This window comes from Paraburkholderia sp. (assembly GCF_036488795.1).
Classification (GTDB): domain Bacteria; phylum Pseudomonadota; class Gammaproteobacteria; order Burkholderiales; family Burkholderiaceae; genus Paraburkholderia.
In genome coordinates, this window is the sequence record NZ_DASXHA010000125.1 from 1 (window position 1) to 12097 (window position 12097).

Below are 12097 nucleotides of genomic sequence, written 5' to 3' on the forward strand. Positions count from 1 at the left end.
CGCAACCCCGCCAGCCTCTCCACATTTCACGCCGTTCCCGCGCCTCAGGCCGTCTCCGTCAACACCTCTCCCACGGTCCTGAAGATCTCCTCGATCTGCGCTTCTTCGACAATCAGCGGCGGCGAGAACGCCAGAATGTCCCCGGTATAGCGTGTGAGCACACCTTTCTCGTAGCAGCGCACGAACACCTCATACGCGCGCGTGCCCGGTGCGCCATCGCGCGGGGCCAACTCCACGCCGCCTACCAGACCCAGATTGCGCACATCGATCACATGCCGCGCGTCGCGCAGCTTGTGAATCTCCCGCTCGAAGATCGGCGCCATCCGCGCGGCGCGTTCGAACAGACCTTCACGCTCGTACAGATCGATCGTCGCACAGGCCGCCGCCGCGGCAATCGGATGTCCTGAATAGGTGTATCCGTGAAACAGCTCGATTCCGGCCGGTGCGCCGTTGACGATCGAATCGTGCACGCGTGCACTCGCGGCAACCGCGCCCATCGGCGCGGCGGCGTTGTTGGTGCCCTTCGCCATCGTCAGCAGGTCGGGTGTGACGCCGAAGTACTGCGCGGCGAACGGCGCGCCGAGCCGTCCCCAGCCGGTAATCACCTCGTCGAAGATCAGCAGGATGCCGTGTTTGTCGCAGATCTCGCGCAAGCGTTGCAGATACCCCGCAGGCGGTATCAGCACGCCCGTCGACCCGGCCACCGGCTCGACGATCACCGCCGCGATCGTCGACGCATCGTGCAGCGTCACGAGCCGTTCCAGTTCGTCGGCCAGATGCGCGCCCCACGTGGGCTGCCCCTTTGAGAAAGCCGCCTCCTTGATGTTGAGCGTGTGCGGCAGATGGTCGACGGAAGGCAGCAGACCGCCCGAAAACGCCTTCCGGTTCGGCGCGATGCCGCCCACCGAAATGCCGCCGAAGCCCACGCCGTGATACCCGCGCTCGCGCCCGATCAGCCGCGTGCGCTGGCCTTCGCCGCGCGAGCGGTGGTAGGCGAGCGCGATCTTCAGCGCGGTATCCACCGCTTCCGAGCCCGAGTTCACAAAAAAGATGTGCTGCAGATCACCCGGCGTGTGCCGCGCGATCTTGCTGGCCGCCTCGAAGGCTTTCGGATGCCCCATCTGGAAGGTCGGCGCGAAATCCATTTCGGCGGCCTGCGCCTGCACTGCCGCCACGATCTCGTCGCGGCAGTGGCCGGCGTTGACGCACCAGAGACCCGCCGTGCCGTCGAGAATGCGCCGCCCGTCGTGGGACGTGTAGTACATCCCTTTCGCGCTCGCCAGCAGCCGGGGCGCGCTCTTGAACTGGCGGTTCGCGGTGAAGGGCATCCAGAACGCGGCCATATCCGGTGGGCTGACGTTCGTAGCGCGCTCATTCATGTCGGGTCTCCTTGTAGGGGTGGTCTTTTAGTGTAGACAGCATCGCTCCCATGCACAAAGGGGCTGCGCCCATGCACCGTCGCCGCTCGCTGGCGGATGGACACGCCTCGTTGCAGCGCGGCACGCACCGCAACGAAGCGCCGTCCGCCCGGTTGCACCAGTTTTGCGCCCATCCCGCATAGCAACGGGAGCGGTACTCACGCTGCCCAAGCGCCTGACGGCGCGCGCCGCGCCCCGTCCGCGTCGGATCCGCCGCTTGGCATGTGCCTTGCAGTAGTGGTCTGGCAAACCATGCAGGACAGCCTTGATGGCTGGAATCGACGCCCATAAAACACACGCATCATCCAATGGCAAAGGGGTAGCAAATGAAACGTCGCAGTCTGTTGAAGCTCGGATCCATGTCTGGAGCATTGGCGCTCGCCGGCCAGAGTCCGTTTGCGAATGCGCAGTCGGGCAGCGGGCCGATCAAGGTGGGCATTCTGCATTCGCTGTCCGGCACGATGGCGATCTCGGAGACCTCACTGAAGGACACCGCGTTGATGACCATTTCGGAAATCAACAAGAGCGGCGGCGTGATGGGAAGGCAGATTGAGCCGGTGGTGGTCGATCCGGCTTCGAACTGGCCGCTGTTCGCTGAAAAGGCGCGCCAGTTGCTCACGCAAGACAAGTGCGCGGTCGTATTCGGTTGCTGGACTTCGGTGTCGCGCAAGTCGGTGCTGCCGGTGTTCGAGGAACTGAACGGTCTCCTGTTCTATCCGGTGCAGTACGAAGGCGAGGAAATGTCGCGCAACGTGTTCTATACGGGCGCCGCGCCGAACCAGCAGGCCATCCCGGCCACCGAATACCTGATGAGCGCCGAAGGCGGCGGCGCCAAGCGCTTCTTCCTGCTTGGCACGGACTACGTTTATCCGCGCACCACCAACAAGATCCTGCGCGCTTTCCTGCAGTCGAAAGGTGTCCAGGAAGCCGATATTCAGGAGGTCTACACGCCGTTCGGCCACAGCGACTATCAGACCATCGTGGCGAACATCAAGACGTTCTCGCAAGGCGGCAAGACCGCGGTGATCTCGACCGTCAATGGCGACTCGAACGTGCCGTTCTACAAGGAACTCGGCAACCAGGGTTTGAAGGCGACGGACGTACCGGTGGTGGCGTTCTCGGTCGGCGAAGAAGAACTGCGCGGCATCGACACCAAGCCGCTGGTGGGCAACCTTGCCGCATGGAATTACTTCATGTCGCTGCGCGATCCGGAGAATGCCAAATTCAAGGCCATGTTCGCCAAATGGGTCAAGGACAACAACCTGCCGGGCGGCGACAAGCGCGTCACCAACGACCCGATGGAAGCCACCTTCGTGGGCATCCATATGTGGAAGCAGGCGGTCGAAAAAGCGAAGAGCACCGATGTCGACAAGGTGCGCGTCGCGATGATCGGCCAGACCTTCAATGCCCCGTCAGGCTTCGTATTGACGATGGACGGCAATCACCATCTGCACAAGCCGGTGATGATCGGCGAAGTGCGTGCCGACGGCCAGTTCAACGTGGTATGGCGAACCAAGACGGCGATTCGCGCGCAACCGTGGAGCCCGTTCATTGCCGGCAATCAGGGCAAGCCGGATGTGGTCAGTTCGATCCCGGCTTTCCTGCGCCGCTCGCGGATGGCCTGACGTAACAGAGGGCGCACGCGTCTTACGTGTGCGCCCTGACGATTTCTCTGCCTGTATAGCGGCAAAACGATGCGGCACCCAAGGCGGGTTCGATGCCGCACCGCTTTGCCGGTTACTCTTCAAAGGGCATCATGGCGTTTTCCATTCTGAGGCTCGCACGACGCGGTATCGGCACGCTCGGTATCGCGCTCATCACCATTGCGCCGCTTGCTGCGTTCGCGCTGACACCGGCTGACGTGGCACCGCTTGCCGGCGACGACTTCGACGCAAAATCCGCGGCCATCGACAAGCTGATCGCCAATCACGATCCGGCGTCCGCCGCGCTACTCAAGGCTTTATCCGCGGACAACGCGCTTTCCACCGACTCAGGTGAAGTGCTGATTCAGGACGGCGATACGGCCCACGACGCAATCACCGGCAAAACCGTCGCGGCCGGCGACGCACAGCCCGTCACGCTAAACAATCTGCTGCGCTCGAAAGTCGCGGGCGCGCTGTCGGGCTCGCAACTCGACTCGCCTGATCTGGAAACGCGCCGCGCGGCAATCAACGCGCTGCTGCAAAACCCCGATCCTTCGATGAAGCCGCTGATCGACGCCCAGCGCGCGAAGGAAACCGATCCGGTCCTGAAGAAGCGCCTCGATACGTTGTGGGCGATGACCGCGCTGCACAACAGCGACGCCAACACGCGCCTCGAAGCCGTCAAGCTGGTGGCCGCGCGCCACGATCTGGACATGAACGAGTTGTTGCGCCCGCTCGTGGCCAAAAAGCCGGATGGCACCTTCGTCGAAAGCGACGACCGGGTGCGCGCAGCCGCTCAGGCCGGCATCGACGAGCTCGATGCAATCCAGCGCCGCAGCCAGATTGCGGGCACGCTGTTCGCCGGGCTGTCACTGGGCAGTGTGTTGCTGCTCGCCGCGCTGGGACTGGCGATCACCTACGGCCTGATTGGCGTCATCAACATGGCGCACGGCGAATTCCTGATGATCGGCGCGTACGCCACGTATGTCGTGCAGAACCTGTTTCAGCACTATGCACCCGGCGCATTCAACTGGTATCCGCTGCTGGCCGTGCCCGCGTCGTTCGTGGCGGCGGGGCTGGTGGGTATCGTGATCGAGCGGCTCGTACTCAGGCATCTGTATGGACGGCCGCTCGAAACGCTGCTGACGACTTTCGGCATCAGCCTGATCCTGATTCAGGCCACGCGGATGATCTTCGGCGCACAAAACGTGCAGGTGGAAAACCCTTCCTGGATGAGCGGCGGCGTCACGGTGATGCCGAGTCTGATCTTGCCGTACAACCGGCTGGCGATTCTCGCGTTCTCGCTGATCGTAGTCGGCATCGCCTGGGCGGTGCTGACGAAAACGCGGCTGGGCCTGTTCGTGCGCGCCGTCACGCAGAATCGCCGGATGGCGGCGTGCGTAGGGGTGCGAACGGCCCGCGTCGATTCCTATGCGTTTGCATTTGGCGCGGGGATTGCGGGGCTGGGCGGCTGCGCGCTGTCGCAGATCGGCAATGTCGGTCCTGACCTTGGCCAGAGCTACATCATCGATTCGTTCATGGCCGTGGTGCTGGGCGGCGTGGGTCAGCTGGCCGGCACGGTGATCGGCGGCTTCGGCCTCGGCCTCATTAGTAAGGCAATCGAACCATTCTGGGGTGCCGTGCTCGCGAAGATCGCCGTGCTGGTGCTGATCGTGCTGTTCATCCAGAAGCGGCCGCAGGGCATGTTTGCCTTGAAGGGCCGCAGCGCGGAGGCATGAGATGACATCTGCAACCTCCTCTGCCGCAGTCGCTTCAGCGAGCGCGCCACCGGGCGCCGAGCGCGCGGCGCAAGCCGGCTTTGCGCTGGGCCTGCCGCCGCGTCCGGCGCTGCTGTCACGGCCCGCATGGATGGCGCTGCTTGCACTGATCATCGCGATTGGTCTGGGTGTGCCGTTGTCGGCGCTGGTGCTGCCGGAATCGAGTGCGTTCCACCTGTCCGCGTACATGATGACGCTGATGGGCAAATTCATGTGCTACGCGATCGGCGCGTTGGCGCTCGACCTGGTGTGGGGCTACTGCGGCATCCTGAGTCTCGGTCACGCGTTGTTCTTCGCGCTGGGCGGCTACGCGATCGGCATGTATCTGATGCGCTCGATCGGTCACGAAGGCGTCTATCAAAGCGACCTGCCCGACTTCATGGTGTTCCTCAACTGGCATGCACTGCCGTGGTACTGGGAGGGCACCCAGCATCTCTGGTATGCGTTGCTGCTGGTCGTGCTGGTGCCGGCCGTGGTGGCGTGGGTATTCGGCTTCTTCACATTCCGCTCGCGGGTGAAGGGCGTCTATCTGTCGATCATCACGCAGGCCATGACGTTTGCCGCCATGCTGCTGTTTTACCGCAACGAAACCGGTTTTGGCGGCAACAACGGCTTCACCGATTTCAAACGGATCGGCGGCTTTCCGATCACGCATCCGGGCACGCGTACCGTCCTGTTCCTGATTACGTTTGCGGTGCTGGTGCTGGCGTTTCTCGGCGCGCGGGCTATCGTGACCTCGAAGCTGGGTCGCGTGGTGACGGGTGTACGCGACGGCGAAACGCGATTGATGTTCCTCGGTTACAGCCCGCTTGGCTACAAACTGTTTATCTGGACGGTATCGGCGATCCTGTGCGGCATTGCGGGCGCGTTGTACGTGCCGCAGGTGGGCATTATCAATCCGGGCGAGATGTCGCCGGGCAACTCGATCGAAATGGCGATCTGGGTGGCCGTGGGTGGACGCGGCACCTTGATCGGACCGATCATCGGCGCGTTCGCGGTGAACGGCGCGAAGAGCTTTTTCACGGCGAATTTCCCTGAATACTGGCTGTTCTTTCTTGGCTTGATCTTCGTGCTGGTGCCGCTGCTGCTGCCGCAGGGCATCATGGGCCTGATCGAGGCCGTGCTGCGCAAGAGGAACCGCTCATGAACGAAAACCCGATGGTGCCTGATCTTGCATTGCCCGAAGAGCCGGAGGAGCGCTCGTTGAGTGGCGTGGCCGGCATGGGGCACGTGGTGACGCCGGGCGAGATCGATGTTTCGCACGGCACGATTCTTTATCTTGAAGATGTGACGGTCAGCTTCGATGGCTTTCGGGCGTTGAACAAGTTGACGCTGTCGATCGATGCGGGCGAATTGCGCTGCATCATCGGTCCGAACGGCGCGGGCAAGACGACGATGATGGATGTGATTACCGGCAAGACGGAGCCGGATACCGGCAAGGTATTTCTGGGGCAGACGATTGACCTGACGCGCATGAACGAGCCGTCGATTGCGCGCGCCGGGATTGGGCGCAAGTTTCAGAAGCCGACGGTCTTTGAGCAGCATCCGGTTTGGGAGAATCTCGAACTGGCGATGAAGGTCGACAAGGGATGGTGGGCGTCTTTGCGGGCCCGGCTCGATCGTTCGGCGCAAGCGCGGATCGAGGAGACGTTGTCTTTGATCCGGCTGGAGAGCGAGGCCCGGAGGTTAGCGGGAGAGCTTTCTCATGGGCAGAAGCAACGGTTGGAGATTGGCATGCTGCTGATGCAGCAGCCGGCGCTGCTCCTGCTTGATGAGCCCGCGGCTGGCATGACGGATGATGAGACCATGCAGCTGGCGGAGTTGCTGAATCACTTGCGGGGGACTTGTTCGATGATGGTTGTTGAGCATGATATGGAGTTTGTGGCTGCTTTGTCTGGCGACGCCGGGAAGGTGACTGTCATGGCTGAAGGTCGGGTTCTTGCGCATGGCACGCTGGATGAGGTTAAGAGGGATGAGACTGTTGTTGAGTCTTATCTGGGGCGGTAAGTTTTTTTTGCCTGCGGCGCTTTTGGGGTGTTGCTGTTTGGTGGTTCGGGTTTGGTGTTTGGTGGTTCGCTTATGGCCTTGGCCTTTCCTTGCTTTCTTAGCGGTCTATTAGCTTCGCCCCTGTGCGGGGCAGCACTCACTCTCTTTGCCGCCGCAAAGAAAGTAAGCAAAGAAAGCGGGCTTCCAACCGCCAGCTCGTAGGTGTCTCCCCCAGCCACCCACCCGACATCGGTCCGAAACGAGATCGTCCCTCACACAACCACCACCAGTGACAAAGCCATCATCCACCCCACTCCGCACTACGTGCGTCGCGGAGGGGTTTGCATGGGAAACCGGGAACATGGGTTAGCTGCAGTTACTGATTTTTCTGAATCCTTAGGTTCCCAAAGAATGTGCAGAAGGAGTTGTGCCTGACGGCGGGCGCGTAGCGAACGCTGGAGCGAATGAGTGCTGTGTCACGACGGCTGCTGTGCGAGGGCGCATCTCGTGTTGGGCCGTTTCCGGTTCACGATAGAGATGGACACCTACTGGCTGGCGGTTGGAAGCCCGCTTTCTTTGCTTACTTTCTTTGCGGCGGCAAAGAAAGTGAGTGCTGCCCCGCACAGGGGCGAAGCTAATAGACCGACAAGAATGCAAGGAAAGGCCAGCACCGTAGGCAAACCACCAAACGCGCCGCAGGCAACAAAAGACCCAAACAGGAACACCAAGATGCTAGAAGTCCAATCCTTAAACCAGTACTACGGCGGCAGCCACATCCTCCGCGATGTAAAGCTAACCGTCCCGGCGGGAAAACTCACCGTGCTGCTAGGCCGCAACGGCGTAGGCAAAACAACCCTGCTGCGTTGCCTGATGGGTACGGTCCCCGCGAAGAGCGGCTCCATCTCCTGGCGCGGCACGCAACTGACCAGACTGCCCACCTATGCCCGCGTAGCCGAAGGCCTGGGCTACGTCCCCCAAGGCCGCGATATCTTCCCCCGCCTCACGGTGGAAGAAAACCTCATGGTCGGCGCCGCCAGCAAAAAAGCCCCCTCCAGAATCCCCGACCGTATCTACGAACTCTTCCCCGTCCTCAAGGACATGCGCAGCCGCCGCGGCGGCGATCTGTCCGGTGGACAGCAGCAACAACTCGCCATCGGCCGCGCGCTCATGAGCGACCCGCAACTCCTCATCCTCGACGAACCCACCGAAGGTATCCAGCCTTCCATCATTCAGGATATCGGCCGCACGCTGCGTCAACTCGTCGAGGAAATGGGCCTCACCGTCCTGCTCGTCGAGCAGTACTACGACTTCGCCAAAGCCATCGCCGATCACTACTGGGTCATGAGCCGCGGTGAAGTCGTCGCCGGCGGCGAAGGCGCCAATATGGATGCCGACGGTGTGCGCGAGTTGATCGCCGTTTGATACACACTGCAGCGGCGATGCAATAGCGCGGTACGTACATGCTATTCTCGCCGCACCGCGCCCCCACTCCCACATCCAGCATGTCGCTTCACGAAAACCACGCCACGCTCGCCACCGCGCAACCCGGCGCGCACGCGCAGTGGCGCGCCCGGCTCGAACTCGGCTTCGCCAGACACGGCGAACGCACGACGCTCGCGCATCGTTTGCACGAAGGCCCGTTGCGCATACAGCGGCCCTTGTATCCGGAAGGGCCGCAAATCTGTCACGCGGTGATCGTGCATCCGCCGGGCGGCATCGCCGGGGGTGACCGGCTCGAAATCGACGTCTCGCTCGATCCAGGCACGCACGGCGTCATCACCACGCCCGGCGCCACCAAGTGGTACAAGTCGAATGGACGTGCCGCGCTGCAGCACACCGAGATACGCGTGGGCGCCCATGCAAAGCTCGACTGGCTGCCGCAAAACAACATCGTCTTCGATCACGCCAACGCCACCCTCGATTTCACCCTGACGCTGGCCGAAGGCGCCACCGCGCTCGGCTGGGAGGCCACGCAACTCGGCCGGCAAGCGGCCGGCGAACGCTGGTCCGCGGGCACGCTGCGCGCCGTCTCGCGCATCGTCGGTCCCGCCGGCCAATTGCTGTGGCTCGAACGCGCCAATCTCAGCGCGGCCGATCCACTGCGCGACGCGCCACAAGGCCTTGCCGGTTTTCCCGCCTACGGCACGCTGTGGGCAGTCGGCCCCGCCTGCGACGACACGCTCGCCGAAACACTCACCGCTCAACTGCCATTCGACGACACGCTTCGCGCGGCCGCGTCGTGCATCACGCCTGGGGTCCTGCTGGTGCGCGCCGTGTCCCGTTCGATGGAGTCGCTGCAACGCGCGCTGACGCAATGCTGGCTGCAATTGCGCCCGCTCGTGCATGGCGTCGAAGCGGTCCCGTTACGGCTCTGGACCACCTGAAGCCGCGCCTCGCGATCGGCACCAAATCGGCGCATCCCCGCGCGCCATCACGGTGCAGATTTCCCTGAGTCTCGCCGCTCACGCCCGCTGCACCGTGATGGCACATAGCTTGCTCCAGCATGCGCCACGAAGTTGCCGGCCTCACGGCGACCGCCAGGCTTGCCCACCACCGCTGATTCGATCATGACCCGACCGCCTCTTCGCCACGCGCGCCGCGCCTGGCTCGCCGCCCTGCTGCTCGCGCCGGTCCTTGCGCTGAACGCGCCCGCCGCCCATGCGGACGCGCTCGATAACATCGTCAAGACGGGCGTGCTGAAAGTAGCCGTGCCGGAGGACTATCCGCCGTTCGGTTCGGTCGGCCCCGACATGAAGCCGCAAGGCTACGACATCGACACTGCGGCCATGCTGGCCAGGTCGCTCAACGTGAAGCTCGAACTGGTGCCGGTCAACAGCGCAAACCGCATTCCTTATCTGCAGACCAACAAGGTGGATCTGGTGATCTCGTCGCTCGGCAAGACGCCGGAGCGCGAGAAGGTGATCGACTTTTCGAGCGCCTACGCGCCGTACTATCAAGGCGTGTTCGGCCCGGCCGACATCAAGGTCGCAGGCCCCGCCGATCTCACCGGCAAGACCGTCGGCGCGACGCGCGGCGCGCTCGAAGAAGTTGCCCTCACCCAGATGGCGCCGAACGCCAGCATCAAACGCTTCGAAGACAATAACGCCACCATCGCCGCGTTCCTGTCCGGCCAGGTGCAGTTGATTGCCGCCGGCAATATCGTCGCCGGTGCGATCAATGCGAGGAATCCGCCGCGCCGTCCGGAGCCGAAGTTCGTCATCAAGGATTCGCCTTGCTTCGTCGGCTTGAACAAGAACGAAGGGCGCCTGCTCGCGAAGGTCAACGCCGCCATTGCGCAGGCGAAGCAGGACGGCACGCTCAACACGATGTCGAAAAAGTGGTTCGGCGCGCCCCTGCCGGCTACTTTGTAAGCAGCGCGTTACTTCAGCTTGATATCGTTGTAGGCTAACCGCATCCCCGACGCATGGCCTGCCTAAAACGGGCACAACCCTACGCATACATCCAATGAAGCTGACACCCCGCGAGAAGGACAAGCTCCTGATCTTCACCGCCGCGTTGCTGGCCGAACGCCGTCGCGCGCGCGGCCTGAAACTGAACTACCCGGAAGCGGTCGCGTTCATTTCGGCAGCGCTGATGGAAGCGGCGCGCGACGGCAAGACGGTCGCCGAAGTCATGCACTACGGCACCACCTTGCTCACGCGTGACGACGTGATGGAAGGCGTGCCGGAAATGATTCCGGACATTCAGGTGGAAGCGACCTTCCCTGACGGCACGAAACTCGTGACCGTCCATCATCCCATTCCTTGATCACGCCCCGGAGCCCCTCATGATTCCCGGCGAAATCCTCACCGACGACGGCGAGCACGAACTGAACGCGGGCCGCGCAACCGTTACGCTTACCGTGTCGAACACCGGCGACCGTCCGGTGCAGATCGGCTCGCACTACCATTTTTACGAGGTGAATCCGGCGCTGACCTTCGATCGCGAAGCGGCGCGCGGTTTCCGGCTGAACATTGCGGCAGGCACGGCCGTGCGCTTCGAGCCCGGCCAGGAGCGCACGGTCGAACTGGTCGAACTGGCAGGCAACCGCGTCGTCTACGGCTTCAACAGCAAGGTGATGGGTCCGCTTTGATCGCTCTGGCCACGTTGACGCGCAGCCTGTGTTCCGTCAGCAAACCTTGCGCACGCACCCGTAGCCCTTTTCGTTGCCTTCGCCACTTTCCGGACTCCCTACCATGACATTACGTATTGGCCGCCGCGCGTATGCGGAAATGTTCGGCCCCACGACCGGCGATCGCGTGCGCCTCGCCGACACCGATTTGCTGATAGAAATCGAGCGCGACTACACGACCTACGGCGAAGAAGTGAAGTTCGGCGGCGGCAAGGTGATCCGCGACGGCATGGGCCAGTCGCAGCGCGTGCATGCCGAGGTGGTCGACACGGTCGTGACGAATGCGGTGATCCTCGATCACTGGGGCATCGTCAAGGCGGATATCGGCATCAAGAACGGCCGCATCGCGGCAATCGGCAAGGCGGGCAATCCGGATATCCAGCCTGGTGTGACGATTGCGATTGGCGCAGCCACCGAGGTGATTGCCGGTGAAGGCTTGATCGTGACGGCGGGCGGCATCGATTCGCACATTCACTTCATCAGCCCGCAGCAGATTGAAGAAGCCCTTGCGAGCGGCGTAACCACGATGCTCGGCGGCGGCACCGGTCCGGCCACCGGCACCAACGCGACGACCTGCACGCCGGGTCCGTGGCACCTCGAACGCATGCTGCAGGCCGCCGACGGTTATCCGATGAATCTCGGCTTCCTCGGCAAGGGCAACGTGAGCCAACCCGAGCCGGCTCTCGAACAGATCGCCGCGGGCGCGATCGGTCTGAAGCTGCACGAAGACTGGGGGACGACACCTGCGGCGATCGACAACTGCCTGTGCGTCGCCGACGACACCGACACCCAGGTCGCCATCCATACGGACACACTGAACGAAGCCGGTTTCGTGGAAGCGACCGTCGCGGCCTTCAAGGGCCGCACGATCCACACGTATCACACCGAAGGCGCGGGTGGCGGCCATGCGCCGGACATCATCAAGGTGTGCGGCGAGGCGAACGTGTTGCCCTCGTCCACTAACCCGACGCGTCCGTACACCGTCAACACGCTCGAAGAGCACCTCGACATGCTGATGGTGTGCCACCACCTGGATCCGTCGATTGCGGAAGATATCGCGTTTGCCGAGTCGCGCATTCGCCGCGAGACGATTGCGGCCGAAGATATCCTGCACGACCTCGGCGCGCTGTCGATGCTGTC

General features: G+C 62.9%; 11 protein-coding genes. 10 read left to right on the forward strand and 1 reads right to left on the reverse strand.

Annotated elements, in window-relative coordinates; genetic code table 11:
* Positions 1–44 precede the first annotated feature (44 nt).
* Positions 45–1379, reverse strand: coding sequence for an aspartate aminotransferase family protein (locus VGH41_RS18160; RefSeq protein ID WP_331598905.1), 1335 nt, complete (start codon positions 1377–1379; stop codon positions 45–47).
* A gap of 365 nt (positions 1380–1744) precedes the next feature.
* Here VGH41_RS18160 and urtA point away from each other — a divergent pair, with 365 nt between their 5' ends.
* The 10 genes from urtA to VGH41_RS18210 form a co-directional block, all read left to right on the forward strand.
* Entirely contained in the window at positions 1745–3043 is a 1299-nt protein-coding gene (gene urtA, locus VGH41_RS18165) for an urea ABC transporter substrate-binding protein (protein WP_331598906.1), read from the forward strand.
* Positions 3044–3174: 131 nt separating this feature from the next.
* The gene (gene urtB, locus VGH41_RS18170) at positions 3175–4800 is read left to right on the forward strand and encodes an urea ABC transporter permease subunit UrtB (RefSeq protein WP_331598914.1); all 1626 of its coding nucleotides are present in this window, start codon (positions 3175–3177) and stop codon (positions 4798–4800) included.
* Between the two features lies 1 nt (position 4801).
* Complete coding sequence (gene urtC / locus VGH41_RS18175) at positions 4802–5986, forward strand: urea ABC transporter permease subunit UrtC (protein ID WP_331598907.1); 1185 nt, start codon at positions 4802–4804, stop codon at positions 5984–5986.
* Positions 5983–6846, forward strand: coding sequence for an urea ABC transporter ATP-binding protein UrtD (urtD, locus tag VGH41_RS18180; protein ID WP_331598908.1), 864 nt, complete (start codon positions 5983–5985; stop codon positions 6844–6846). The genes urtC and urtD overlap by 4 nt, the downstream gene beginning before the upstream one ends.
* A 708-nt stretch (positions 6847–7554) precedes the next feature.
* Positions 7555–8247 (forward strand): urea ABC transporter ATP-binding subunit UrtE, encoded by a 693-nt coding sequence (gene urtE / locus VGH41_RS18185; protein ID WP_331598909.1) that lies wholly within the window; start codon positions 7555–7557, stop codon positions 8245–8247.
* A gap of 80 nt (positions 8248–8327) precedes the next feature.
* Entirely contained in the window at positions 8328–9209 is an 882-nt protein-coding gene (locus tag VGH41_RS18190; protein ID WP_331598910.1) for an urease accessory protein UreD, read from the forward strand.
* Positions 9210–9392: 183 nt separating this feature from the next.
* Positions 9393–10196 (forward strand): transporter substrate-binding domain-containing protein, encoded by an 804-nt coding sequence (locus tag VGH41_RS18195; protein ID WP_331598911.1) that lies wholly within the window; start codon positions 9393–9395, stop codon positions 10194–10196.
* Between the two features lie 94 nt (positions 10197–10290).
* Positions 10291–10593: an urease subunit gamma gene (ureA, locus tag VGH41_RS18200; RefSeq protein WP_017773123.1), complete on the forward strand. Its 303-nt coding sequence runs from the start codon at positions 10291–10293 to the stop codon at positions 10591–10593.
* A 19-nt stretch (positions 10594–10612) separates the two neighbouring features.
* The gene (locus tag VGH41_RS18205) at positions 10613–10918 is read left to right on the forward strand and encodes an urease subunit beta (protein ID WP_331598912.1); all 306 of its coding nucleotides are present in this window, start codon (positions 10613–10615) and stop codon (positions 10916–10918) included.
* 103 nt (positions 10919–11021) lie between these two features.
* Positions 11022–12097, forward strand: a 1076-nt coding sequence (locus VGH41_RS18210) for an urease subunit alpha (protein ID WP_331598913.1), incomplete at its 3' end; no start/stop codon positions are given.

Coding starts and splice junctions, on each gene's coding strand:
- VGH41_RS18160 (WP_331598905.1), bottom strand. CDS start 1,379: ATGAATGAGCGCGCTACGAACGTCAGCCCACCGGATATGGCCGCGTTC.
- urtA (WP_331598906.1), top strand. CDS start 1,745: ATGAAACGTCGCAGTCTGTTGAAGCTCGGATCCATGTCTGGAGCATTG.
- urtB (WP_331598914.1), top strand. CDS start 3,175: ATGGCGTTTTCCATTCTGAGGCTCGCACGACGCGGTATCGGCACGCTC.
- urtC (WP_331598907.1), top strand. CDS start 4,802: ATGACATCTGCAACCTCCTCTGCCGCAGTCGCTTCAGCGAGCGCGCCA.
- urtD (WP_331598908.1), top strand. CDS start 5,983: ATGAACGAAAACCCGATGGTGCCTGATCTTGCATTGCCCGAAGAGCCG.
- urtE (WP_331598909.1), top strand. CDS start 7,555: ATGCTAGAAGTCCAATCCTTAAACCAGTACTACGGCGGCAGCCACATC.
- VGH41_RS18190 (WP_331598910.1), top strand. CDS start 8,328: ATGTCGCTTCACGAAAACCACGCCACGCTCGCCACCGCGCAACCCGGC.
- VGH41_RS18195 (WP_331598911.1), top strand. CDS start 9,393: ATGACCCGACCGCCTCTTCGCCACGCGCGCCGCGCCTGGCTCGCCGCC.
- ureA (WP_017773123.1), top strand. CDS start 10,291: ATGAAGCTGACACCCCGCGAGAAGGACAAGCTCCTGATCTTCACCGCC.
- VGH41_RS18205 (WP_331598912.1), top strand. CDS start 10,613: ATGATTCCCGGCGAAATCCTCACCGACGACGGCGAGCACGAACTGAAC.